General features: G+C 71.3%; 18 protein-coding genes. 7 read left to right on the forward strand and 11 right to left on the reverse strand.

Going from position 1 to position 25,692, the window contains the following annotated elements; translation table 11 throughout:
* Positions 1–8: 8 nt before the first annotated feature.
* From ACWDD7_RS29360 to ACWDD7_RS29375, 4 genes are all read right to left on the reverse strand, one after another.
* Positions 9–871 (reverse strand): IS5 family transposase gene (locus ACWDD7_RS29360; RefSeq protein WP_450459655.1). Its coding sequence is split into 2 segments (ribosomal slippage): positions 9–514 and positions 514–871, totalling 864 coding nucleotides; the frame shifts between segments, so codons are not numbered across the junction.
* A 123-nt stretch (positions 872–994) separates the two neighbouring features.
* Positions 995–1,993 (reverse strand): alpha/beta hydrolase fold domain-containing protein, encoded by a 999-nt coding sequence (locus tag ACWDD7_RS29365; RefSeq protein WP_450459656.1) that lies wholly within the window; start codon positions 1,991–1,993, stop codon positions 995–997.
* A 252-nt stretch (positions 1,994–2,245) separates the two neighbouring features.
* Positions 2,246–3,748, reverse strand: a complete 1,503-nt coding sequence (locus tag ACWDD7_RS29370; protein WP_450459617.1) for a sensor histidine kinase — start codon at positions 3,746–3,748, stop codon at positions 2,246–2,248.
* Positions 3,730–4,488: a response regulator transcription factor gene (locus ACWDD7_RS29375; protein WP_450459618.1), complete on the reverse strand. Its 759-nt coding sequence runs from the start codon at positions 4,486–4,488 to the stop codon at positions 3,730–3,732. Before ACWDD7_RS29375 ends, ACWDD7_RS29370 begins: the two co-directional genes overlap by 19 nt.
* Positions 4,489–4,816: 328 nt before the next feature.
* On the opposite strand from ACWDD7_RS29375, the gene ACWDD7_RS29380 reads away from it, so the two are divergent.
* The 4 genes from ACWDD7_RS29380 to ACWDD7_RS29395 are packed head-to-tail and all read left to right on the forward strand — an operon-like array spanning position 4,817 to position 10,841.
* Positions 4,817–6,430: an IucA/IucC family protein gene (locus ACWDD7_RS29380; protein WP_450459619.1), complete on the forward strand. Its 1,614-nt coding sequence runs from the start codon at positions 4,817–4,819 to the stop codon at positions 6,428–6,430.
* A 42-nt stretch (positions 6,431–6,472) separates the two neighbouring features.
* Positions 6,473–8,167: an IucA/IucC family protein gene (locus ACWDD7_RS29385; RefSeq protein ID WP_450459620.1), complete on the forward strand. Its 1,695-nt coding sequence runs from the start codon at positions 6,473–6,475 to the stop codon at positions 8,165–8,167.
* A complete protein-coding gene (locus tag ACWDD7_RS29390) occupies positions 8,164–9,462 on the forward strand; it encodes a type III PLP-dependent enzyme (protein ID WP_450459621.1) in 1,299 nt (432 codons plus the stop codon). The genes ACWDD7_RS29385 and ACWDD7_RS29390 overlap by 4 nt, the downstream gene beginning before the upstream one ends.
* Positions 9,459–10,841, forward strand: a complete 1,383-nt coding sequence (locus ACWDD7_RS29395) for an MFS transporter (protein ID WP_450459622.1) — start codon at positions 9,459–9,461, stop codon at positions 10,839–10,841. The genes ACWDD7_RS29390 and ACWDD7_RS29395 overlap by 4 nt, the downstream gene beginning before the upstream one ends.
* A 1-nt stretch (position 10,842) precedes the next feature.
* Here the strand turns inward: ACWDD7_RS29395 and ACWDD7_RS29400 are convergent, their stop codons facing one another.
* Both ACWDD7_RS29400 and ACWDD7_RS29405 read right to left on the reverse strand, forming a co-directional pair.
* Positions 10,843–11,286 (reverse strand): hypothetical protein, encoded by a 444-nt coding sequence (locus ACWDD7_RS29400; RefSeq protein WP_450459623.1) that lies wholly within the window; start codon positions 11,284–11,286, stop codon positions 10,843–10,845.
* Between the two features lie 79 nt (positions 11,287–11,365).
* Positions 11,366–12,286, reverse strand: a complete 921-nt coding sequence (locus ACWDD7_RS29405; RefSeq protein WP_450459624.1) for a LysR family transcriptional regulator — start codon at positions 12,284–12,286, stop codon at positions 11,366–11,368.
* 141 nt (positions 12,287–12,427) lie between these two features.
* Here ACWDD7_RS29405 and ACWDD7_RS29410 point away from each other — a divergent pair, with 141 nt between their 5' ends.
* Positions 12,428–12,853, forward strand: coding sequence for a tautomerase family protein (locus ACWDD7_RS29410; protein ID WP_450459625.1), 426 nt, complete (start codon positions 12,428–12,430; stop codon positions 12,851–12,853).
* Positions 12,854–13,115: 262 nt separating this feature from the next.
* Positions 13,116–13,673 (forward strand): DUF4253 domain-containing protein, encoded by a 558-nt coding sequence (locus ACWDD7_RS29415; protein ID WP_450459626.1) that lies wholly within the window; start codon positions 13,116–13,118, stop codon positions 13,671–13,673.
* Positions 13,674–13,791: 118 nt separating this feature from the next.
* Here ACWDD7_RS29415 and ACWDD7_RS29420 read toward each other — a convergent pair whose 3' ends face one another.
* The 3 genes from ACWDD7_RS29420 to ACWDD7_RS29430 all read right to left on the reverse strand — a co-directional run bounded on the left by ACWDD7_RS29420 (position 13,792) and on the right by ACWDD7_RS29430 (position 18,169).
* Entirely contained in the window at positions 13,792–16,149 is a 2,358-nt protein-coding gene (locus ACWDD7_RS29420) for a peptidoglycan recognition protein family protein (RefSeq protein WP_450459627.1), read from the reverse strand.
* A gap of 333 nt (positions 16,150–16,482) precedes the next feature.
* On the reverse strand, positions 16,483–17,514 hold the full coding sequence (locus tag ACWDD7_RS29425; RefSeq protein WP_450459628.1) for a sensor histidine kinase: 1,032 nt from the start codon (positions 17,512–17,514) through the stop codon (positions 16,483–16,485).
* Positions 17,504–18,169 carry a response regulator transcription factor gene (locus ACWDD7_RS29430; protein ID WP_351872144.1) on the reverse strand — a complete coding sequence of 222 codons (666 nt, stop codon included), beginning with the start codon at positions 18,167–18,169 and terminating at the stop codon, positions 17,504–17,506. Before ACWDD7_RS29430 ends, ACWDD7_RS29425 begins: the two co-directional genes overlap by 11 nt.
* Before the next feature lie 459 nt (positions 18,170–18,628).
* Here ACWDD7_RS29430 and ACWDD7_RS29435 point away from each other — a divergent pair, with 459 nt between their 5' ends.
* Positions 18,629–23,359 carry a multicopper oxidase domain-containing protein gene (locus tag ACWDD7_RS29435; RefSeq protein ID WP_450459657.1) on the forward strand — a complete coding sequence of 1,577 codons (4,731 nt, stop codon included), beginning with the start codon at positions 18,629–18,631 and terminating at the stop codon, positions 23,357–23,359.
* 166 nt (positions 23,360–23,525) lie between these two features.
* Here ACWDD7_RS29435 and ACWDD7_RS29440 read toward each other — a convergent pair whose 3' ends face one another.
* Both ACWDD7_RS29440 and ACWDD7_RS29445 read right to left on the reverse strand, forming a co-directional pair.
* Entirely contained in the window at positions 23,526–24,305 is a 780-nt protein-coding gene (locus ACWDD7_RS29440; RefSeq protein WP_351872147.1) for a D-Ala-D-Ala carboxypeptidase family metallohydrolase, read from the reverse strand.
* Between the two features lie 34 nt (positions 24,306–24,339).
* The gene (locus ACWDD7_RS29445) at positions 24,340–25,641 is read right to left on the reverse strand and encodes a GH25 family lysozyme (protein WP_351872151.1); all 1,302 of its coding nucleotides are present in this window, start codon (positions 25,639–25,641) and stop codon (positions 24,340–24,342) included.
* Between the last annotated feature and the right edge of the window lie 51 nt (positions 25,642–25,692).

Genomic DNA, 25,692 nt, shown 5'->3' on the forward strand with positions numbered 1-25,692 from the left:
CGTTTGGATCACCGGGCAGACCAGAGGAAGATGCCCGCGATGTGGAGTCCGGCCAGGTAGATGGTGGCGGTCTTCTCGTAGCGGGTGGCGATGCCGCGCCACTGCTTCAGGCGGTTGATGCACCGCTCGACGGTGTTGCGCTGCTTGTAGGTCTCGCGGTCGAAGGCCGGTGGCCTGCCGCCGCGGCTGCCCCGACGTAGCCGATGCTTGCGCTGGTCGGCGGGGACGGGGATCACTGCCCGGATGCCGGGTTTGCGCAGGTGCTCGCGGATCGCGCGGGAGGAGTACGCCTTGTCGGCCAGGACCAGGTCCGGCCTGGTGCGGGGCCGTCCTCGCCGGCGGGGAACGCGCAGGCGGGCCATGACGTCGGTGAAGGCGGGTGCGTCACCGGCCTGTCCGGCGGTGAGGTGGAAGGCCAGCGGCCGGCAGCGGTCGTCGGCGGCGAGGTGGATCTTCGTGGTCAGTCCGCCGCGGGACCGGCCGATGGCATGGTCATCCGGTTCGCCGGCCGGGGCCCCTTTTTGCGGGCTCCGGCCGCGTGCTGGTGAGCCCGCACGATCGTGGAGTCCACCGACACGGCCCAGTTGAGGCCCTCGTCCGCGTCGGCCTGGGCCACCAGGGCGGTGAACACCCGCTCCCAGGTACCGTCGACGGCCCACATCCGCAGCCGGTTGTAGACACCTCGCCAGTTGCCGTACCTCTCCGGCAGGTGAACCCACTGCGTGCCGGTCTGGAACTTGTAGGCGATCGCGTCGATCACCTCACGATGGTCCCGCCAACGGCCACCCCGCTTCGGCGTCCGGTCCGGGAGCAACGGCTCAATCCGCGCCCACTGCGCATCAGTCAACGGCACACCCGGACCAACGACCAACTGATCCAAACGAAACTGCCTAGCTCACGGCCGGTCAGGCAGCGGGCCCGCCGCACCTGGGCCCTCAGGTCGCGCAAGTCCGCGGTCGACGCGAGCGAGACGTCTCCCGGCCTTCGCCACTGATCAGCTTTCGCCCGGCGCGGGGACGGGGCGCAGGAGGCGGCGCAGCCAGCGGACACGGGCGTCGCGGGCGTCGCGGCTGACGGCCGCGTGCGGGGCGAGGGTGTCGAAGCCGTGGCAGGCGCCGGGCCACACGTGGAGTTCGGCCGCGCCACCGGCCTGCCAGATCATGTTCGCGTAGGCCACGACCTCGTCCCGGAAGGTCTCGGCCGACCCGGCCTCAAGGTAGGCCGGGGGCAGCCCGGTGAGGTCTGTGGCGCGGGCGGGGGCCGCGTAGGGCGGCAGGTCGTCGGAGCCGTACCGCTCGCCCAGCATCGCCTGCCACGCGGTCGCGTTGGAGGTGCGGTCCCAGGTGTCGCGGCCGGCCATCTGGTGGCTGGAGAAGCTGCTGTTGCGGTCGTCCAGCATCGGGCTGAGCAGCAACTGGCCGATCGGCCGCGGCCCACCGCGGTCGCGGACCAGAAGGGCGAGTGCCGCGGCCAGCCCGCCGCCGGCGCTCTTCCCGCCGAGGATCACGCGGTCCGGGTCCAGACCCAGGTCGGCCGCCCGCTCCGTGGCCCACACGAGGCCGGTCCAGCAGTCCTCCAACTGGCCGGGATACGGCGTGCCCGGGGCCAGCCGGTACTCGACGGACAGAACGGCGAGGCCGAGCGGGAGTGCCACCTCGCGCAGCAACCGCGGCAACACGGACCAGGCGTTGCCCATGACCAGCCCACCGCCGTGCAGGTAGTACAGCAGGGGCAGCGGTCCGGTCGCCCCGGCGGGCCGGGCGCTGACCAGCACCACCTCGCCGGAGTCTCCGGCCGGCGGTCTGTGCAGCTCTTCCACCTCGAACCGGCCGTCGGCACGCAGTTCCCCGATCGTCGGCCGCGGCCGGGAAGTGGCGTCCGCCCGCTGCCTGGCCACGAGGTTGGCCGGGGTCAGCGGAGATCTCGCCACCCCGTCCAGACCCGCCAGCACGGCCCGCAACTCCGGGTCCACTGCGGGCGGCCGACGAGCCATCGCGGCCGGGTCCTCTCGCACCAGGTCCTCCCCCACGCTCACCAGAGCATCCCCTCCTCAGGCGAAGAACGCCGACGACATCTCATCACGACCACGACCCGGCCCGCCCCGCCGCACCCTGGATCGGGCTCGGAGGCGATCGGGTCCGGGCGACCCCGCGCAACGCGTCGTGGAGCCCGCGATCGTACGGTGGCCGCGGCCGGGCCGTGAACGCCGCCCTCACCGGTCGGCGACGACGACTGGCCGGCCCGGTCACGCATCCGGTCGCAAGGCCGGTTCGCCGGGCGGCCGGCTTCCGGCCGCGGCGTGACCGCGCAGCGGAGGGATCCTGCGGTGGGCCACGGGCTGGGCGGGACGTACGGAGCGCAGCCGTACGACGACGTCCAGTCCGCGGCCGGGAGCCGCCTCCAGCGTGACCTCGCCGCCGCTCGCATGGGTGAGCCGCTGCACCATGGGCAGGCCGAGGCCGGTGCCGTCGTGGTGGGCGTCCGGGGCCCGCCAGAAACGGTCGAAGGCGCGGGTCCGGTCCGCCTCGCTCATGCCCGGACCCTGATCGATCACATGCAGCTCGACCAGCGGAGCCGTACGACCACCGGTGGCCGGTTCGGTGGCGGTCGCCAGGGTGATGACGGTGCGGGGCGGGGAGGCGCGCAGCGCGTTGGAGAGAAGGTTGTCGATGATCTGCTCCAGTGCTCCCGCGACCGCCCACACCTCCCCCGCTCTCGGCCCGGTCACGGTGATGCCCACGTGCTGATCGCCGGCGAACGCCGTCCAGATCGCCGCGCGTTCGGCGATGACGGCGTCGAGGTCGACGGGCTCCGGGGTGATCGCCGAGTTCTCCAGCCGGGCGAGGGCGAGCAGTCCCTGCACCATGCGGCTGAGTCGGCCCACCTCGTCGAGTGCCTCGTTCAGGCTCGCCTGTGCGCAGGGCGCGAGGTGCGGCTCGAAGTTCTCCAGCCGCAGGCGCAGCGAGGTCAGCGGGGTCTTCAGCTGGTGCGACGCCTCGGAGGCAAAGGCCTCCTGGGTGTGCAGCAGATGCTGCAGGCGGGTCGCGGTGCGGGTGAAGGAGGCGACGAGCCGGCGCAGTTCCGGTGGCCCGCGGTCGGCGGCGGGCGGGTCGGTGAGGCGGCCGTCGGCCAGTTGCGCGGTGGCCTGTTCCAGGTCCCGCAGGGGCCGGGTGATCCACCGGGCGAAGGCGAACCCGATCAGGGCCGCCATGGCCAGCGCGCCCAGGGCGACCAGGGCGAGCAGCAGCCAGGTGGCCCGGACCTTCTGCGCGAGCGGCGCCAGGGAGTACAGCGACCGTACGACGCAGGGCACGTCGTCGCTGGAGGTGCCGGGGACCGTCACGAACAGGACCTTCCGGCCCGGGGCCAGGTCCTCGCTGATCCCGGTGGTGGGCCCTTCGCGCAGCGCGACGGCGATGTCGGGTTCGGCGGAGATGTTCCGTCCGACCGACGCACCGGCGGTGTCGGTGAGGACGACGCCCTTGGGGTCGGTCACCACCACGCTGCTGCCCGTGCGTCGCGCGTAGCTGCGGGCGAGGCCGGGCAGGTCCGCCGCCAGTCCGTGTTCGAGCTTCTCCTCGCACACGGCGGCGAGCGTCGCGGCGCCCAGTTCCGCCGTGTCGGTGAAGCGGTTCAGCTCGCCGCGGGCGTAGACGAATCCGAACGGCACTTCGAGCGCCAGCAGGACGAGCAGCATGAGGCCGAGGTAGCTGAACAGCAGACGGCGGATCACGGGGTGCCCTGCCACCGCTCGGTCCGTGTCGCGGCGCCGGCAGACGGGCCGGTGGGCGGGGTGAGGCGGAATCCGATGCCGCGGATGTTCTCGATCCAGGAGGGGTCGCCGAGTTTGCGGCGGAGCGCGGCGATGTGGACGTCGAGGGTCTTCGTGGGGCCGTAGTAATGGGGTTCCCAGACCGTGTCGAGGATCTGCTGGCGGGAGCAGACGGCTCCGGGGTCCTCGGCGAGGCAGACCAGCAGGTCGAACTCCTTGGGGGCCAGGGCGACCGGGAACTCGTGCACCCGTACCTGCCGGGTGCGGCGGTCGATGCTCAGGGGGCCGATCCGGTCGGCGCCGCGGACCTCGGTCGGGCGTCCTCCGTAAGCCCTCGGGACGGAGCCGCCGCCGTCGGGGGGTACGGCCCGGACCCGGCGGGTGACGGCTCGGATCCGGGCCACCAGCTCTCTGACCCCGAACGGCTTCGACACGTAGTCGTCCGCGCCCAGCTCAAGGCCGAGCACCCGGTCGACCTCCGAGTCCCGGGCAGTGATCATGATGATCGGCACCGCCGACCGAGCGCGCAGGGCGCGGCAGACGTCGATGCCGTCCATGTCCGGCAGCCCCAGGTCGAGCAGCACCATGGCGGGTTCGCCCGCCGCCAGGCCCTCGGCGCCGGTTCGCGCGTGTTCCACGGTGAACCCGAAGCGCCGCAGTCCCTCCGCCAGCGGTTCGGCCACCCGGTCGTCGTCCTCGATCAGCAACACGTGCATACCGCCAGGCTCACAAACGGCGACCGGGTCGCGCGCAGAAATCGCCGGAGCGTTCCCTCTTCTCAGTGATTCTGCGCCATGTCGCGTGAACGACAGGAGACACACAGCACACGGACAGGACGCGGTGAGGGGAGAGTTAAGAATCGGGTGTTCAACCAGGTCAGAGCGGTGCCACGGAAGTCGGACGCGCTGATCGGGAGAATCCCGGGTCTCCCCGAATTCCGGTCGTCCCCTGCGCGGCCGTCGCTTTATCCGCGCTGGATTTCCGCTTACCCGACGGCGCCTAGGGTCCGGATCAGGAAATCCCACCGACATCCGGGAACGCGCCATGCCGATCCATGCCCTCGACACGACGACGAACGAACTGCGCCGGGCGCGCCCGGACCTCGTGGAGCCTTTCACGGCCGCGCTGCCGGGTGCGCGGGCCGCCGTGCTCGGCCGTCTCTGGGGCGCCCTCGCCCGGGAGGCGCTCCCCGGAGTGACCGCTCGGCGGCGGGAGGGGGAGACGCTGGTCGTGACGCTCGGCCACGGCACCCGGCTCGCGGCGGCCGGCCTCGGGGCCCGGCGGTTCGCCGAGGTACCCGACGACTTCGCCGTGACCGGGCCCGACGGACCGGTCCGTGAACCCGCCGCGCTGCTCGCGCAGTTGGGGCTCCGCACCCCCGCCGCCCGGCGACTGGCGGCGGAACTCGACAACAGCGTGGTGAACCTCGCCCTGGCGCGCGCGGCGAACGCCGGGGGGTCGGCGCCGCCGCGGGACTCGGTCGACGCCGAACAGGCGGTGGTCGACGGGCACCCTCAGCATCCCTGCTGCCGTACCCGTACCGGCATGTCCGTCAGCGAGGTGCTGGCCTACGCGCCCGAGCACCACCCGGTGGTCCACCTGACGCTGCTGCGCGTGCCCGCCGACCGGTGGCAGGGCACCGGCTCCTGGCCCGAGGAGCTGTGGGACGGCGGCACACGCCTGCTCCCCGTCCACCCCTGGCAGCGGGACCATGTCCTCGTGCACCACCCCGACCTCACCACGGTCGAACGTACGGTTCCGGCCCGCCCGTTGCTGTCGTTGCGCACGCTGGCTCCGCAGCCCGGCCCCACAGGATCGGCCGGCTTGGCGGGCTGTCACATCAAGACCGCCCTCGACGTCCAGGTCACCAACTACCGGCGCACCCTCTCCCCCGCGGAGGTGGCCGACGGGCCGCCCCTGTCCGAGCTGGTCTCGGCGGTCGTCGACAAGGCCGGGTACGGCGTCGGCCTGCGGATCCTGCGGGAACTCGGCGGCGGCACCGTGCGTGTGGCCGGGCGGGCCTCCGCGAGCCTGGCCGCGATGCTCAGGGAGTCCACCGAGGCCCATCTCGACGCCGACGAGATCGCCGTACCGCTGACGGCCGTACACGCCACCGGCGCGACCGTGGTGACGGGCGATCCGGTGCGTTGGCTGGCCGAACTCGCCGAACTCGTGCTGCCGCCCGCCCTGACCCTGCTGTCGATGGGGGTGGCGCTGGAGGCCCACGGCCAGAACACGCTCGTCGCGCTGCGGGACGGCCGGCCCGTGCGGGTGCTGTACCGGGATCTGGACGGGGTGCGGATCAGTCCCCACAGGCTCGGCGCCTGGGGATTCACCCTGCCGTCCCTGGCCGGTACTCGTGCCGGCGACAATGCCTGCACCCTGCGCACCAAGCTGTTCGGGGGGCTGCTCAGCGGGGTGTTCAGCGAGTTGGTCGATGTCCTTGCCCGGACCCGCTCGGTCGATCCCGGCGCGCTGTGGGAAACGGTGGCCCGGGTCGGCCGCCGGGTGTACGCGCAGCTGCCGGACACGGGCGACGCCGCGGCCTTCTTCGGCGACACCCTGCCGCTGAAGGCGACCATCGCGATGCGGCTGGCGGACGACCCCGGCAAGGCCCAGTGGACCGCCGTACCCAATCCCCTCGCTCGCCACCGCTGACCCGCACCCGCACCCGCACCCGCACCCGCACCGGAGCCTCCGATGACTTCCACCACCGTCCCCGCTCGGGCGACGCGGACCGATCTACCCGCCGGGACCGCCGATGCCGTCACCGCCCACACCCTGCTCAACTGCCTGATCCGCGAGGTCTCCGCGCCCGAGCACCAGGCCACCGTCGACGGCGGCCGTCTCCTGGTCCGCCTGCCCCGACGCGACCTGCTCCTGCGGGCACGGCTGCGCCGTGTCTCGATGATCGGCGCACACCGCTTCCACGGCCCCGTCGAACGGCTCGACGACGGCACCTGGGCCGCGGTGGGCTGGCGGGAACTGGCCGGCTACATCCAGGAGGAACTGGAGCTGCGTACCGGTGTGGCCAACAGCGAGTTCCTGGACCAGGTCGCCGACAGCCACGAGACGATCCGCACCGCCCTGGAACACCGGGCCGGCGGAATGCCGCGTCAGGATCTCTACCTGGCGTCGGAACAGTCCCTGGTCTTCGGACACCGCTTCCATCCCACCCCCAAGGCCCGTACCGGTGATCCGGCGGACTGGCTGGCGTACGGGCCGGAGACCGGGGCCCGGCTGCGCCTGCGGCACCTGGCCGTGCGCCGCCGACTCGTGCGGCAGGAAGGCGACGTGAGCGCGCTCGACGCGCTGTGCCCGTCGGCCGACCCGGAGTTCGTGATGCTGCCGGTGCACCCCTGGCAGTTCCGGCTGCTGAGCCGGCACGAGCGGCTGCGTGCGGCGATGACCGCGGGGGACGTCGTGGACGGCGGAGTGAGCGGGCCCGAGTGGGTGCCCACGGCGTCGGTGCGCACGCTGTACCAGCGGGACGCGGACACGTTCCTGAAGTTCAGCCTGAACGTCCGGCTGACCAACTGCGTTCGAAGGCACGCCAGTTACGAACTGTCCGGCGCCGTCGCGTTGAACCGACTGGTCCAGCCGGTCATGGCCGGGCTCGCCGAACGCTTCCCCGGAAGCGCGCTGCTCGCCGAGCCCGGCTACCGCACGCTCGCCGCCGACGGCGGCGACACCACGCTGCTGGAGGGCCTCGGCGTCATCGTCCGCTCCGGGCTGCGCGACCACCTGCGGCCCGGGGTGACGCCCCTGCTCGCCGCCGCCGTCGCCGACGAGTACCCCACCAGCGCCGCCCACGTCTCGCACCTGCTGGCCCGCGGCGACGGCGACGTACTGCCCTGGTGGGACGCCTACTTGGGGCTGTTGCTGCCGCCGGTGCTCGCCGCGTACTTCGATCACGGCGTCGTACTGGAGCCGCATCTGCAGAACGTCGTCGTCGCGGTGAACCCCGACGGCACACCGGCGCAGATGATCTTCCGCGACCTGGAGGGCACCAAGCTCCTGCCCCGCCCGCACGAACGAGCGCTGGCAGCCCTGCCCGAGGACGTCCGCGGCCCGCTCGTCTACGACGCCGAACGCGGCTGGAACCGGGTCGTGTACTGCCTGCTGGTCAACCATGTCGCCGAGGTGCTCGGCGCCCTCGCCGACCTCGACCCGGCACGGGAGCCCGCGCTCTGGGGCCTGGTCCGCGATCACCTCGGCGCCTGTGCGCGCGCCGCCGGCCACCCGCCCCGGCTGCGCGCCCTGCTCTCCGGAGTTCCGCTGCCCGCCAAGGCCAACCTCCTGCTGCGCTGGTCCCGCAGGGCCGACCGGCACGCCACCTACGTCCCCCTGACCAGTCCGCTCGGCGCGGACTTCCCCCGCGAGGTGCACCTGTGAGAGCCGCCCTGCTCCGGCACATCCACCGGCTCGCCGACGACGACCTGCCCGCGTACGTCTACGACGTGCGCGGCCTGCGCGCCCACGCCCGTGCCATCCGTGCCGCCCTGCCTCGGCGTGTCCGGTTCCTGTACGCGGCGAAGGCCAACTCCGATCCCCGGCTGCTGCGGGCCCTCGCCGCGCACGTCGACGGCTTCGAGGTGGCCTCGGGCGGCGAACTCCGCCATGTCCGGGGCCTGTTCCCGGACGCACCGATCTCCTTCGGCGGACCCGGCAAGACCGTGGCCGAGCTGACCCAGGCCCTGGACGCCCGGGTGGAGCGCCTGCACATCGAGAGCGAGCAGGAGCTCCGCACGCTGACGACCGTACTGGGCGACCGCACCGCCGACGTCCTCCTGCGCGTCAACGTGCCCGTGGCAGTCCGCGCGGTCGCGCTGGCCATGGGCGGCGGGCCCAGCCCGTTCGGCCTGGACCCCAGCCGACTGGACCGCTGCCTGCAGATCATCGCCGCCGACCACCGCGTCCGGCTGCGGGGGTTGCACGTCCACCTGGCCAGCGGTCTCGACACCCGCGCCCATCTCGCCCTCGTCGACCAGATCATGGGCTGGGCGGACCGATGGGCGTGGCAACGGGGAATCGACCTGACCGAGGTGAACATCGGCGGCGGAATGGGCGTCGACTACGCCGACCCCCGCAACGTCTTCGACTGGCGGGCCTTCGGCATCGGACTGCGCAGGACGCTGGAACGCCATCCCGCCCTGACACTGCGGATCGAACCGGGCCGCGCGGTCACCGCCTACTGCGGCTGGTACGTCACCCAGATCCTGGACGTGAAGTCCAGCCGCGGCACCGCGTTCACCGTCCTGCGCGGCGGCACCCACCACCTGCGCACCCCCGCCGCGAGAGAGCACGACCAGCCCTTCGAGGTCATCCCCGACGACTCCTGGCACCGGAACTGGCCCCGCCCGGAGGTCCGCGACGAGCCGGTGACCCTGGTCGGGCAACTGTGCACGCCCAAGGACGTCCTGGCTCGCAGCGCCACGGTCGGCCGGCTCCGGGTGGGCGACCGGATCGCCTTCGCGATGGCCGGCGCCTACGCCTGGAACATCTCCCACCACGACTTCCTCATGCACCCCCGTCCGACCTTCCACCATGTCGACGACGCCGACGCCGGCACGCCCGCGGTGGGCGACCGCGGCACGGACGCCGACCCGCCCGTAGCGGACACCCACGACGCCGTCGTCGGCCCGCCCGTAGCGGACACCCACGACGCCGTCGCCGGCCGGACGGCATGAGCGCACGGATCGCCCAGAAGGCGCGGAGCGCACGGGGCGCACGGGGCGCACGAGGTCCACGGACGACGCGGAAGGCCCCGGGCCCGGCGCTCGACGCGCTCACCGTCCGGCCCTTCCGTCGTTATCTGCTGGGCCAGTTGACCTCCAACGTCGGCACCTGGATGCAACGCGCCGCCCAGGATCTGCTGGTCCTGCACCTCACCGGGAACAGCGGGAGCGCCGTCGGCGGGGTGACCGCGCTGCAGTTCCTGCCCCAGACCCTGTTCGGCCTGACCGGGGGCGTCCTGGCCGACCGGTACCCCAAGCGCCGACTGCTGCTGATCACGCAGACCGCCATGGCGGCGCAGTCCCTGCTGCTGGGGCTGCTGACGGTGACGGGCGCGGTGAACCTGTGGGCCGTGTACGCGCTGGCCCTCTCGCTCGGCATCGCCACCGCCGTGGACAGTCCGGCCCGCAACGCCTTCATTACCGAACTGGTCGGCCGGGACCGGGTGCCGGCCGCGGTGAGTCTGAACTCCGCGCAGTTCAACGTGGCCCGCATCCTCGGGCCCGCCGCGGCGGGGCTGACCGTCGCGGCCGTGGGCATCGGACCGGTCTTCCTCGTCAACGGGGTCTCGTACGCGGCCGTCCTCTACGGCCTGCTCACCCCCGCCGCTGCCCCGCACGAGCGCGGCGGGCCCCCTCGTGGCGCGCCCCGCCTGGCCGAGGCACTCCGCCACATCACCGCCACCGCGGACCTGCTGCTGCCGACCGCGCTCATCGCCGTCGTCGGCACCTTCGGCCTCAACTTCCAGGTCACCATCTCCCTCATGGCGATCAAGGTCTTCCACTCCGGCGCCGCCGCCTTCGGCTACCTCTCGGCCGCCTACGCCATGGGCAGTCTCGTCGGCGCGCTCCACACGGCCCACACCGGCCGACCGCCCACCGCCCGGCGCCTGGTCACCGCGACGGCCGTCTTCGGAGTGCTCGAATCCACGCTCGCCCTGATGCCCGGCTACGGCACCTTCATGGCCCTGCTGCTGCCCACCGGCTACCTGGCGGTCACCGTCACCACCACCGCCAACGCCCTGACCCAGCTCCACGCCGCCCCGCACCTGCGCGGCCGCGTACTGTCCGTGTACTTCCTCGTCCTCCTCGGCGGCACCCCCCTCGGCGCCCCCCTGATCGGCCTGACCTCCGACGCCCTCGGACCCAGATCCACCCTGCTCCTGGGCGGCCTGCTCTCGACCCTCGCCTCGCTCACGGTCCCGGCGCTGGTCGCCGCACGCCGCCGACCGGCCCACCCGGAGCAGCCCACCGGACCCCTCCTCGACGGGCCTTCGCCCAACTCCTCCAGGCCGGCTCCCCGTTACGAGCCCGAGCCCGAGGCCAGGTGGTAGCTCAGTCTCCGGACCAGCCCCAGAAGTAGATCTCCTCCGGTTTCCCGTCGGCTCCGTGAAGCACGGCACAGCGTCCGTAGCCGCGTTCCCGGGCGAGGTTCTCGATCGCCGGGATGTGCGCCCGGGTCAGCCGATCCGTGCCCGTGGCCCTCCGGGCCTCCTCTCCGGTCACCGGCTGGACCGCGCAGATCTCGGGCTCCTCGTCCTCACGCTGCACGCGGAACACGTCGAGGATCGAGTGCGTGCCGGAGTGCTGCTGCCACTCGTCGGCCCACATTTCCTCCTCGGTCGACGGCCTCGGTCTCCGCTCCTCCGGCAGCGTTCCATCCCCCTCGCGCGCCCAGAAGTAGTCGCCCACGCGGAACGTCTGCTCCCTCAACTCCTGGAGCGCGGCGTCGAGGTCCTCCTGGTACGGCACGTAGTACTCCCAGCCCGAAGCGCCCACGCCGCATCCCTCCCTGCATCCGACTGCGCTGTTTCACGAGGTGCTGGATGTTAGCGGTCACCTCTGACAGAGCCGACGGTCAGTCAGGGAGGTCCGCGAGGTCGGCGGCTTGCCGGCGCAGGGTACGTGCCAGCGCGTGCGCGGGTGCCTTGAGGGGGCCCGGCATGCGCACCAGGCTGACGCGTCGTACCTCCTCCGTGACGCCTTCGACGGGCACGAGGCGTACGCCGGGCGGGACGACGGGCAGCAGCGTCGGCGTGGCTGTGGTGATGCCGGCACCGGCCGCGACCAGGTGGAGCTTGGTCAGCCAGTCGCGGGCGGTGTGGCGGATCTTGGGCCGCCCGGGCAGACCGGGCCAGACGCCGAGCAGCGGCTCGTCCGCGGTACCGGGACTGGCGATCCACGGCTCGCGCGCGATCTCCTCGACGCTGACGCTGCCCCGTTCGGCGAACGGGCCGCTTGTCGGCACCGCCACGGCCAGGCGCACTTCCAGCAGCGGCTCGACACTCAGGGGCGGATCGTCCGTGTCGGGCGAGCGGTGCGGTGGCCTGGAGGAGAGGATCGCGAGATCCAGGGTGCCGGCGCGCAGCGCGCGCACCAGCGAGGGAGTGGTCGCCTCACGCGTCGTCACCTCAAGGTGCGGGTGCTCCTGGCGCAGCATCGCCAGGGCACGGGGCACGATCAGCGCTCCGGCGGTGGGAAAGAAGCCGAGCCGGACACGCCCCCTCTCGACCTCCTCCGCTCCGCGCAACTCCCGGTCGGCGGCCTCCAGGGCGTCCAGGGCGACGACGGCGTGCCGCAGCAGGGCACGGCCCGAGCCGGTCAGCCGGACACCGCCGGCGTAGCGGTCGAAGAGCCGGGCGCCGGTCGCCTGTTCCAGCGCGGCCATCTGCCGGGAGACGGCCGACTGCGTGTACCCCAGCGCCTCTGCCGCGGCCGTGAAAGTGCCCCGCTCCGCCACCTCGCGCAGCACCCGCAGCCCGACCAGGGTCGTCTCCATGAACGTCTCCATGAGTAATCCGCATAACCATTATGCCGAACATTCGCTGGCGGAATACCCCCCGCGTTCCTAGCGTGGAGGGCCTGAACGAGCACCCCAGAACCACCCGGAAAAGAACCGAGAAAAGGAAGTCAGTAGATCATGCCTCTGATCAACGTCTATCTGCGCCAGGGGACCACCTCCGAGTACCGCCGGAATGTGTCGCTGGGCATCCACCAGGCGATGGTCGACGTCCTGAAGGTCCCCCAAGACGACCAGTTCCACGTCTTCCACGAGGTCTCGCCCGACAACTTCCATATGCAACCGGTCGTGTTCGGCCTGCGCCGCGGCGAGCGCGCCATGTTCATCCAGCTGTCCTTCAACCACCGCACCGCCGAGCAGAAGGCCGAACTGTTCCAGGCGATCGTCGACAACCTCGGGCTGTTCGCCGACGTCCCCGAGGAGGACATCCTCATGACGATCAACGAGACAGCCAGGGAGAACTGGTGGGCCGCCGGTCGCGTCGTCGACCCCACCACCGGCTACGACGAGCGCATGAGCGACGGTCCGGACGGGCGGTGTCAGTGAGCGCGGCTACCGTGCGCGCATGTTCTCGTCACTGCCCGATGGGCTTCCGCCGGGCCGTGGGCTCCCCGAAGTCGCCCGAGGCGACGTCCCGCCACCGCGCATGTGGCTGTCCGCGGAGCCGGTTTCGGATCCCGCGGGGTCGTGGACGCACTGCCAGAGTGCACGCGAGGAAACCGGGCTGTGGCCCCTGCTCGTCTCCGCCCCGTACGGACCTGGGCGGCCCACCGCCCTCGCGGCCGTCGACGCACTGGACCTTCACGATGTGCTGGAACGGGACTGGCACTCCTATCGGGCCTCCCAGCTGAGGCGGCTCGCGGCGCCGCGAGAACCCGAGGACCTGCCAGAGGACGTCGAACCCTGGGACGAGGACCCCGGGGCGCCGTTCGACCGCTGGCCCGGCCTGGCGGCCGGCATCACCTCCCTGGCCGGAGCCGACCCCGACACCGCCGCCCGCACCGCCGTCTCCCGGCTCATGACCGGCCCGTGCCCGCTGCCCAAGCCTCACCTGGCCCTGGTTCCGGCCACCCGCTCCGCCGACGTACCCGCGGTCATGGGCCGGCACGCGGAAGCGCCCTTGCCCCTGCTGTGCGCCCTGCTCCGCAGCTGGGAGGACCGCTTCGGCGCGCGGGTCGTCGCCTTTGACGGCGCGATGATCCACGTCTCCGTCGCCCGCCCGCCCCGGGACGCCGACCATGCCGCCCACGTCGCCCTCGAACACGTGCTGACCGGCGCCGACAACGTCAACGACGGCACCGTCCCCTACCCCGACCACGCCGCCTCACTCGTCAACTCTCCCCTCTGGTCCTTCTGGTGGGACTGACAAGCCGGACACAGCAAGCCGAGCTGCCGGCAGGACGGCCGAGCCGGGTGTGCCCGCAGGAGCCCTGTGCCGTCGGAAGTCCGTGGCACAGGGCTGCCGCGTGGGGCGGAGCTGCCGGTCAGCCGATGGTCGAGATGCCGTCGGTGGTGACGGTCGGACGGCCCGAGGTACCGACCACGACGATCTTCAGGGTGTGCTTGGCGGAGCTGGACCAGGTCTTCGTCCAGATCGCCTGGCGGTACTGGGTGGTCGAGGACTTCAGGTCCACCGTGGTGACCTTGGTGCCGTCGACGTAGACGTACGCCTGGCCCGAGGTGGAGGCCCGCGAGACGATCCAGGCCACCGAGCGTCCGGTGAAGGTCCAGCTGATCGAGGCGTTGGCGGACGAGGAACTGTAGGAGTAGCCGCCCAGGTAACTGGTGCCGCTCCGGTGGGTCCAGGTGCCGGTACGGGTGGTGGAGGTCTCCTGGATGATGGTCGGCGTCCGGGACACGGAGGCACCCGCGGTGTTGCCGGCCACGTCGTACGCCTTCAGGGCGAACAGGTCCGACGATCCGGGCTTGGCGACGGTGTTCCAGGACGTCACCGTCGGACCGAAGGTGGCCGAGGACGGCGACGTCGCCATGACCTTGGCGAGCGCGGCGTTGTCGGCGGCCTTCCAGGTCACCGTGACCGGGACCGCGGTGGAGTTCGCCGTGCCGGTGCGTACCTTCACGCCGGGAGCGGTCGGGAAGGTGGGCGCGGTCGTGTCGCCGACCAGGGTGAGCGAGCCGGACAGCGTGGTGGTCCCGCGAACGTGGGTGGCGCGCACCTGGACGCTGTGATTGCCGGCGGCGACAGAGATCGAGGCGGAACGGGCCGAGCCGGAGGTGTGCGCCACGGCCTTGCCGTCGGCCAGGACGTCGAAGCCGGAGATCACCGCGGACGGCGTGGCGGTCGTCCAGCTCACCGTGGCCGCGCCCTTGGTGTAGTAGCTCGTCCCGGACTTGGCCGCCCCGCCGGACATCCCGGTGACGGAGACCGGACCGACCGGGCCTGCCGCATAGGAGCGGATCGTGCTCAGGGCGTTGTAGAGCTGGTTGCCGGGGCAGTCGGTGGCGAAGCCGTCACGGTGCCCGGAGATCACGTCGAAGCTGTAGCTGTTGCCCAGGGTGAAGCCATAACTGTCGGAGGAGCCCTCGGGCAGCGACGCGGTACCGGTGCCCGGGTTCACACCGGTCATGCCGAACTTCCAGGCAGCGATGCGGGCGATGGAGGCCAGCATCGCCTGGCTCGGCGCGGCCCCGGGGAAGGTGCTGGCCGTGGAGTCGCCACCGCTGAGGTCGGTGTACGTGCCGATGGCGGCCACGCCCATGCTGTTGGTGTTGAACCCGTAGGTCTGGGCGCCCACGACCGGCAGCGCCATTCCGCCGAAGCGGCCCTCGAAGACGGTGCCGCACTTGTCGACGAGGAAGTTGTACCCGAGGTCGCGCCAGCCCTGGTTGAGGTGCTCGGCGTAGATGCCGCGCACGATCGCCGGGGAGTCGGCGCACGAGTAGTCGTTGGTGGTGTCCGTGTGGTGGACGAACATCACCTTCACGCCCGACCCGTACGTCGGGTAACCAGATTCCCGCGCGCACTCGTCCGCGCCCCAGCCGGCCCGGGTGACCACGGTGGGCGGTGCCACCGTCGAGGTGGTCGCGGCCGGCATCGGGTCCGGCGGGGCCGGCGACGCCGACGGCGACGGACTGCCCGAGGAGGTCGTGCAGGACGGGTACGCCTGGGACAGCGACGGAAGCTGGCTGGGCCAGGACGTCGGGGACGCGCCCGGCGAGGCGGAGACGGAAGCCGAGGCGGTGGACCCGGGGGACGGCGAGACGGACGCCGAGTCCGTGGGCGACGCGGAGTCCGTGGGCGACGCCGAGTCTGTGGGCGACGCGGAGTCCGTCGCGGCCGGGGCGCCCGAGGTGTCGCCGCCCGCTGTGGCCGTCGCGGTATCGGTGGCGGTCGCGTCGAGGGCGTATGCCGCCAGGCCCATGCCGGAACCCTGCGTCCCGCCGGCGGCGGGCTTGCCCGGGTCGACCAGGTCCACCCGCAACCCTGCGGGCAGCGCCGCAGTCTTGCCCGCGCCGGTCGCGCGAACCTGGATGCCGTTCGACGGCCCCGACCACATGGGGGACATCCCGCCGCGCACACCAGGACGGTTCAGCTCAGCGGCGTCGGGCAGTTCGTCCGGCTGCTGCATCTTCAGCCACGACGTCCAGTGGCCGTCGGCGGCGGAACGGGTCCGCACCTCCACCGTGCCGCGCAACTTGGCGTGCGCACCGTTCCAGGTGACGCCCACCATGCTGAACGGAGCCGTGGACCGGGCCCCCAGCGACTTGAGCGACGCGTCGGCCCCGGTCAGGGACAGCGAGTGGACACGCGTCCTGACCGGTCCCGGCGCCCCCGGCGCCCCTGCACGGCCGCTCGACCCGGCCATCGCGACGGTCGCCACAGCCACACCGCCGCCGGCGACGACCGCCCCCACCGCCAGCCACGTGCGTGTTTTCAGGCCGGCTCGACGACGACCGCGCCCGCCTCTGTGTTCAGTCCTCATGCCCCACCCAAAATCCCCGTGGTAGTAGTCATCACAGCCATGGACAGGGCGCAACCGTCACAGGAGTGCCCTGAAGTACCAGCGCACCCGAAGGTTCGAACGTCACAGGTACCGGAGCACGCGCCGGTCACCACCGGACCGCACGTCCGCCGCGCCTTCGGGGCCGGTCGCGTGACGCAGCCCGGCCCGGGGCGCACCGCGGCGCCGAGCGTGTCCGGCCGGCGCTCCTGGTCAGTGGCCGGCTCCCCCGCCCGGCGGGTGCGGGGGCAGAAGCATCCGGAGCAACGAGCCGGTCGGCCTCTCGGAGTCCACGGTGAGGCTTCCGCCGTGCCGCTCGACGACGGCGCGCACGATGGCCAGGCCGAGCCCGGTTCCGGAGCGGTACGACGGCGATGGCAGGCCGTTCTCGTCGTCGGCCCGCGACCGCGCGAAACCGATGCCGGTGTCCTCCACCTCGATCAGGGCACCGTCGCGGGTCGCCCGGCAGCGCAGAGTGATGGCGTCCCCGACCCCGGTGAACTTCACGGCGTTCTCCACCAGGGCGTCGAGGGCGGCCTCGATCCGGGACTCGTCGCCCTCGACCAGAACGAAGGGCGCGTCCACGAACCAGTCGCGGTCCGAGGCCGGCCGCCATCGCTGGAGCGTGCGCCGCAGGAGCGAGCCGAGGTCGACGGGGCCCCGGTCGAACTCGGTGGACTCGTACGCGTCGGCCAGGACGAGAAGACGTCCGGCGAGGCGGCCGAGCTTGTCCAGTTCGTCCAGCACGACGTCGAGGTCCTCCTTGCCCTGCGGGCCCGGCAGTTCGTTCTGCACCATCTCCGCGTAGCAGCGGGCCACCGTGATCGGCGTACGCATCTCGTGCGAGCAGGTGCGCACGAACAGCTCCTTGAGGTCCTGCGCGCGACGCTCCCGCTCGACGAGGCCCTGGATCTCGGCGAGGGCGGCGGCCCGCCGGCGCACGTGCCAGACCATGGCGAGGAACACCAGTGCCATCAGCGGTACCTCGGCGAGTTCGTCCCAGCCGGCGGAGCCCCGTGTGACGAACTCGCCCAGCGCTGTTCCGGTGACCAGGGCGACGGCGATCAGCACGACGGCCGTACGACGGGTCGACCAGCCCTGGATGCCGTAGACGATGGACATGCTCACCCACACCAGGTGGAACACCACGGTCTCCAGGCTGGGCACGACGAACAGCAACAGCTGACTGCACGTCACGAAGAGGACCCAGCCGACGAAGAGAAGACGTCGGCGTTCAGCCGGCATTGAACGCGTACCCGATGTTGCGCACCGTCTCGATGACCGGCCGGGGCACCTTGCCGCGGATCCGGCGGACCGTCACGTCGACCACGTTGCTCCCGAGGTCGTCGGCGTACCCCCAGACGCTCGCCAGGAGTTCATGCCTGCTGCATGCCTGTCCCGCTCGCCGCATGAGATGGCCGAGCAGCATGAACTCCCGGTGCGAGAGGGACACGTCCCTGCCGCCGAGGCTCAGCACCTGCCGTTCGAGATCGAGGGTGACGTCCCCGACATGGAGCCATCGCCGGGACACGCTGGTGGACGCCGTGCGCAGCCTGGTGCGGACGCGTTCCACCAACTCCGCGGTCGCGAAGGGCTTGCCGAGGAAGTCGACGGCCCCGATCTGCAGGCAGCGGACGCGCGTTCCGACGTCCATGGCGGCGGACAGGACGAGCACCCGTTGGTCGGGGCGCTGTTCGAAGGCGCGCCGCATCACCTCGAAACCGTCGAATCCCGGCAGCATGAGATCGAGCACGACCAGGTCGAACTCGCCGCCCCGCAGGCAGCGAACGGCCTCCGGACCGGTCGTCGCGGTGTCCACGAGGTGCCCGTCCACCCCGAGCGTACGTCTGAGGTAGGCGCGCAGTCGCGCCTCGTCCTCGACCACCAACAGCCGAGCCATGACGGCCCACCGCCTTCCCCCCCGCCGTGTGCCCGACGGCGTCCCTCCGGACCGCCCTCTACAGCTCCCCCGAACCTTTTTAAGGGCCACGCCCGGCGCTGCGCAGGCGGTTTCACAAAGGTGAGGGAATTGTTCTGATTTGGCGCCCACCACGGCTGGGTGTCATGACATCACAGGAAACGACCGCACGCGGAGCGACGGCGCCAGGCGTTCGGAAACGTCCCGGGCGGCGGTCCGGGCCCTCGCGGTGCCGTCATGACAGCTTGATGAGAGTCGCGTCATCTTCGACCATGCGCTCGGCGGCCGACCGCACACTTGTCGCCCGGCCCCGTGGAACACGCCACCAGCCTGCGGCAGGGACCCGGGGCACTCGTTCCCGCCGCCTCCCGCTGGGCCGATCGGGGCCGGACCCGCTCGCGACGGCGGACGGGTGACCGAGGGGAGGAGGAAGGCGTGTTCATGCGACAGGCGACGAGGCCGCGGGGGAAAAGAGGACGGCGTACGGTCGCGCTGATCGGCGTCGGGGCGGTGGCAGCAGCGGTCCTGGTGGGGCTGCCGCCGTCGTCGGCGCAGCAGGCGCAGGCGGCTTCCGCCGGCGGGCCGAGCAGCCCGACGGACGAGACGAAGGTCCCGCACTACTTCGGCCCCTGGCCGAACTGGGCCAACAGCCCGCTCACCCAGTCGAAGGCCAAAGTGGTCATCAAGTCCATCGCCATGTCGGTGGGGAACAAGCTGGTCGACCGGGCGAACGCGACCGACTACGCGACGCCGCCGGGCGAGCTCGGGCCGGTGTTCGTCGTCCTGGACGGCTCTCCACTGCCCAAGGGCACCCTCAAGAGCTTCCAGACCTGGAACCAGGTCGACCCGGCGGGAAGCCCCACGGGGTCCGCGGGCGGCCTCTTCCACGCCTACGTCCTGCGGCCGACGGACACGCCGAAGCAGTACACCGTCGTGGCCGACAGCGGGCCGGAGACGGTGCCCGAGCCGGCCTCCAAGAACGGGGAGGTCGCGACGTACGACGTCCCCGACGTCGCCGTCAAGGCCGGCGACGTCATCGGTTTCTACGGTCAGGGAATCCCGGTGGACACCGGTGTGGCGTCCGGCGTCGACGCCTTCATGTACCCGGCCGGCGTCGACAAGAGCACCTCTCCGCCGACCAACGTGCCTCCGGCCGAGGGCGGCACGGTGACCGTGGGTTCGAGCGAGTACCCGCTCTACCCGACCCAGGACCGCACGTACTCCTTCGCGGCGACGGTGGCCCCGGCCACCACCGGGACCGGCGCCGAGGCGACCGCCACGGTGGACCCGCAGACCGGTGGCATCGCCGGCATCGACGTGACCGCGCCGGGCCACGGCTACGTCGCCGGTGCGACGTCCGTCACCGTCGACGGAGGCACCACGGCGGCGACCGCCAGCGCCACCGTCCAGTCGAGCGGGGGTGTGATCGATTACACCGTCACGGCGGGGGGCGGCGGCTACGGCCGCTTCGCGGTCGACATCACCGGTGGTGGCGGCAGCGGTGCCGCGGCGACCGCCTCCGGCGGGGTGGACGCCGTGACCGTCAAGGACGGCGGATCGGGCTACACCATGCCGACCGTGGACTTCGACCTTCCCGACGACCCCAACGGCACCGTGGCCAAGGGCCACGTCGACCCGGCGGATCTGGCCGCCGACGGCAGTGTCCGCAAGGTGACCGTGGACGACCCCGGCAGCGGCTACAGCAGCGCACCCGGCGTCAGCATCCACAACGGGACGCTGGCCGATCCGGTTCCCGGCGCTACGCCGGCGACTGCCTCCAGCAGCCTGAAGCTCCTGGCGCTCACCGCTGACACGATCGGCTCCGGCTACACCGGAACGCCCGACGTCACCGTCACGGACCCGACGGGCAAGGGTTCCGGGGCCACGGCGGACGCCGGCACGAGCGTCGGTGCGATCAGTTCCGTCAAGGTGACCGACCCCGGGGCCGGTTACCTCTCGGTCGGGATGAAGAAGTTCCAGGACCAGTTGCCGACGACCTGCGACCCCAAGGCGGACGGTACGGGCTGTCCCGACGTCGGACAGTTGCGGGAACCGTCGACGAAGCCGTCGGAGAAATTCATCCCCCTGGGGGTGCCGGAGTCCGTCACCACCAGCGGCAAGCCGGCCGACGAATACGTCATCGGTCTCGTGCAGTACCGCACCCGGTTCTCCTCGGACCTGCCGCCGACCCTGGTGCGGGGCTATGTCCAGCTGTCGACCGACGCCGTGCCCGGACGCAAAGTGCCGCTCTACAACGAGTTGACGGACGGCACCCGGCAGCAACTGCCGTACACGGGCGTGACCTCACCGCAGTGGATGGGCCCGGTCATCACCGCGACCAAGGACCGGCCGGTGCGGATCGTGTTCCGCAACCTGCTCCCCAAGGGCGCCGACGGTGACCTCTTCCTGCCGGTCGACAGCACCGGCATGGGCTCCGGCATGGGCCCGATGGCGATGCCCGCGCCGAAGAACGACGGCACCGTCATGGACGAGGTGCGCAATCCGGCGTGCACGAACGACAAGACGGGCTGCTTCAAGGACAACCGGGCCACGTTGCATCTGCACGGCGGCATCACGCCGTGGATCAGCGACGGCACCCCCCACCAGTGGATCACCCCGGCCGGCGAGAACACGGACTGGCCGCAGGGCGTCAGCGTCCAGAACGTGCCGGACATGACGGACGGCGGCGGGACGGAACTCTGCGCGGCGAAGGACGACGGCTGCTCGACGTTCTACTACACCAACCAGCAGAGCGCCCGGCTGATGTTCTACCACGACCACTCCTACGGCATCACCCGGCTGAACGTCTACGCCGGTGAGGCGGCCGGCTACACCATCACCGACGACACCGAGAAGGCGCTGGTCGGCAACGGCACGATCCCCGACGCCGATTCGACCCTCCCGCTGCTCGTCCAGGACCGCACCTTCGTGCCGGACGACTCCCAGCTCAAGGACCAGAAGGACGCGAACGGCAAGACGGTGTCGTACGGCCAGGACCCCACCTGGAACACGAAACGCTGGGGTACCAAGGGCAGTTTCTGGTACCACCACGTCTACATGCCCGCGCAGAACCCGGGTGACCCGTCAGGCATGAGCTCGTACGGGCGCTGGATGTACGGGCCGTGGTTCTGGCCGCCGGCCGGCGACGCCAAGTACGGGCCGATCGCGAACCCGTACTACGAGCCCACGTGCAAGCTGGACGATCCGTCGACCTGGCAGTACCAGACCGCGCCGTACTGCGAGCCGGAGCAGATCCCCGGCACGCCGAACGTCTCGATGGGCATGGAGCAGTTCAACGACACGCCCATCGTCAACGGGGTCGCCTACCCCAAGGTGACGCTGCAGCCGAAGACCTACAGGCTGCGGCTGCTCAATGCCGCCAACGACCGGTTCTTCAACTTCCAGTGGTACGGCGCCGACCCGAAGCAGGGTGACGGCACCACCGAGGTGGCGCTGAAACCGAACGAGCTGGAGGCCGCCCAGACCGATCCCAACGTCTCACCCACCCCGGTCGATTCCAACAACGACGCCGCCGGCCCGGACTGGGTCCAGATCGCCAACGAGGGGGGCTTCCTGCCGGCGCCGGCCGTCATCGACGGTCAGCAGCCGACGACCTGGATCACCGACCCGACCCGCTTCGACGTCGGCAACGTGGACAAGCACTCGCTGACCCTGGCGCCGGCCGAGCGCGCCGACGTGCTGGTGGACTTCTCCAAGTTCGCCGGCAAGACACTCATCCTCTACAACGACGCGCCCGCGGCCTATCCGGCGCGCGTGGCGTCGTACGACTACTACACGGGCGCGCCCGACCTCAGCCCGACCGGCGCCCCGAAGATCCTGCCGGGGTACGGTCCCAACACCCGCACGGTCATGCAGGTGACCATCGCGGACACCACGCCGGCCCCGGCCTTCGACCTGACCAGGCTGCAGGCCGCCTTCAAACACCACGCGGACGGCTCCGGCGTCTTCGAGTCCGGGCAGAACCCGGTGATCGTCGGCCAGTCGGCCTACAACTCGGCCTACGGCAAGTCCTTCGCCGCCAGCAGCAACTGCAACGTCACCAACACGACGGTGAACACCTGCGACGGCCTGGTCCGTGTGAACGACACCTCGAAGTTCAGCTTCAACACGCTCAAGGCGCCCACCGCCAAGACGACGATGCCGCTGCAACCGAAGGCCATCCACGACGAGATGAACGCGACGTCCTTCGACGACTTCGGCCGGATGGAGGCGAACCTCGGCGTCGAGGCGCAGCCACCCACGCCAGGCGGACAGAACGTCACGCTGTACCCGTACATCAACCCGCAGACCGAGCTGATCGACGGCACCGATCTCCCCAGGGGAGACGTGAAGGTGACGCCCATCGGATCCGCTGCGGACGGGACGCAGATCTGGCGGTTCACCCACAACGGGGTGGACACACACCCGATCCACTTCCACCTGTACGACGTCCAACTCCTCAACCGGGTCACCTGGGACAACATCGTCATCCGGCCGGACGGCAACGAACTGGGCTGGAAGGACACGGTGCGGATGAGTCCGCTGGAGGACACGATCGTCGCGCTGCGGCCGGTCGTGCCGACCGTGCCCTTCGAGGTGCCGAACTCCGTGCGGCCGCTGGACCCGGCGATGCCACCCGGTGACACGTCGATGTTCAACAACGTCGACCCGCAGGGCAACCCGACGGCGGCCATCAGCAACAAGCTGGTGAACTTCGGCTGGGAGTACGTGATCCACTGTCACATCCTCAGCCATGAGGAGATGGACATGATGCGTCCCGAGTCGCTGGCACTGCCGCCCGTGAAGGCGAGCGGGCTCACGTCCACGGTCGTGGGCACGGGCTCCGGGGCGCGGATCCAGTTGCAGTGGCAGGACAACTCGATCAACGAGACGTCCTTCGTCGTCCAGCGGTCGAGTGACGGCACCACGTGGTCCGACGCCGGCACCGTCGCCTCGCCACTCGACCAGCCGAACATCCACGAGACCCGCACCTTCGTCGACCCGACGGCATCGGTGAACTCGTCGTACGTCTACCGGGTCGTCGCGCTCAACACGGTCGGCTACGGCGGGGAGTTCCCGAGCATGACGGTGAAGTCCGTCTCGGATCCGCTCCAGGTGGCCGTGGCGGTCCGCGGGCAGCGGAAGGGACACAAGGCCCTGCGGCACGAGTGACCAGGAGGCCGGGAGGGCGGGCGACCGGCCGCCGCCCTCCTGTGCCGGGCCGCGTGACCCTCGTGAGGCGATCACCTCCTGAACCGGCGCATCGCCGACCGGATCGACGGCGGGCCCGTCCGTGCCATGACGACGCGGACGGGCCCGGTGTACCGGAGCGGGCGGATCACATCACGCCGCTCTCCCACCACCACGAGCCGGAGCCGTAAGAGGGGTACTGGACCCGGCTGTCGACGTGCTGCCACGAGTGCGTGTAGGCCTCAAGGCCGGAGAAGCCGCAGGTCTCGGCGATCCTGTAGGTCCCCAGGGTGCTGTAGCCGGAGACGACGATGTCCGCGGCGACGCCGTAGACGTGCATGCTGTTGGACGCGCCGCCCACCGCGGCGTTGTGCGCGATGCTGCGGAAGCCGGAGTCGACCGTGATCGAGCTGTTTCCGGCCTTCTTGCGCACGGCCTCCAGCTTGTACATCAGTCGGCGCACGTTCTCCTTGACCGTCGCGGCGTCGACCTTGCCACCGCTGAAACCGGAGCCGTCCTGCGAAGAGAACTCGCTCCAGTCGAAGTGGGCGGTGGAACCGTCGCTGGACTCAAGGCTGTTGAGCACACTCTGCGTCTGCGGACCGACGACGCCGTCCGCACTCAACCCGTAGGCGGACTGGAAGCGTTGCACGGCGGCGTTCGTGGCCGGGCCGAAGTCGCCGTCCCAGGCGACATAGGTCTGCTGGGCACTGGACGCGGCCCAACCACCGACGCGGATCTGCAGTTCCACCACGTCGGATCCGGAGGCGCCCTGCTGGAGGGTGCGCGACCAGCCGTAGGCCGATGCCCGGCCCGCCGCCTGGAGGTTGACGGCTCCTGCCAAGCCGAGCGTGGCCGTCAGCCCCGCCGCGCCCCGGAGCAGGGCGCGGCGGTCGATGCCGCTGACGGAGTGTCGTGCCCGTGTCATAGAGATCTCCTCATCTGTGATGGCGTGCCGAAGCTCAGGAAACGAGGCTCTGCCAGGTGTTCGAACCGACGATGCCGTCCACGGTGAGGCCGTGCGCGGACTGGAACGAACGCACCGCGGAGTCGGTCGCCGGCCCGAACGAACCGTCCACCGTCAGCGCGGAACCATGGGCGTTGAGCTGGCTCTGCACCGCCTGGACCGCGGGTCCCGACGATCCCTGCTGCACGGTGACGATGAGGGCCTGCCAGGTGGCGGGTCCGACGACGCCGTCCACGCTGAGGCCGTGCGCGGACTGGAACGAACGCACCGCGGAGTCGGTCCCCGGCCCGAACGAACCGTCCACCGTCAGCGCGGAACCATGGGCGTTGAGCAGGTACTGGACGGTCTTGACCCGCTCACCACTGGCTCCCTGCTGCACAGTGGGCCAACTGGCGGTGGGCGGTGGGGTGTAGCCGCTTCCCTTGGCAAAGGCCTGGAGGTCCGTGAGCGTGCCGTTGAAGGTGTCCTGGTCGCCGGGGAAGGTTCCGGAGTCGGCGTACTGCCAGATCGTCTGGGTCGACCAGCCGGCGGGCAGTGTGCCGGGGCTGCTGGAGTAACGGGCGATCCACAGCGGGTTGGTGGTTCCGAAGCTGCTGTTGTTGCCGGTGCAGGTGGTCCACCAGTCGGTGGTGGTGTAGATCGTCGGGTAGCGACCGACCTTGGCGTGCACCTCGTTGCTGAAGTCCCGGATCCAGGAGACCATCGCGCTCTGGCTCAGCCCGTAGCAGGTGGCCCCGTACGGGTTGTACTCGATGTCCAGGGCGGGCGGCAGCGTCCTGCCGTCGGCGGTCCAGCCGCCGCCGTGGCCGACGAACCAGTCGGCCTGGACGGTACCGGTCGAGTTGCCGGGGAGCGCGAAGTGGTAGGCGCCGCGGATCAGTCCCGCGTTGTACGCGCCGTTGTACTGCTGGGAATAGGACGGGTCCGTGTAATTGGTGCCTTCGGTGGCCTTGACGTAGGCGAAGGCGGCGCCGTTGTTCTTGACGGATGTCCAGTCGACGTTGGTCTGGTAGTGGCTGACGTCGAGACCGGCCGGGCCCGTGCTGACGGCCGCCGACGCGGTCAGCGCCAGTGATCCCGCGCTCGGGTGCTGGAGCCCCGATCCGGCATGGTCCTGCTCCGGGTGCGTCATGCGCACCGGGATCCCGTGGCCTTCGGCGGCCGCCGCCGAGGCCGTGCCGGGCAGGATCGGCACGCTGAGGACCGCGGCCAGCAGCCCGCCCGCCCGGAGGAGGGTCCGGCGAGGGCCGGTACCGCTGTTACCGGATCTGAACCGCGAGAGGGCGGCTGCGAACATGGTGCTCCTAGAGTGTGGAGGGATACCGCGAAGCGCTCGGGCCGGCCGTGG

This window comes from Streptomyces sp. NPDC001056 (genome assembly GCF_053598955.1).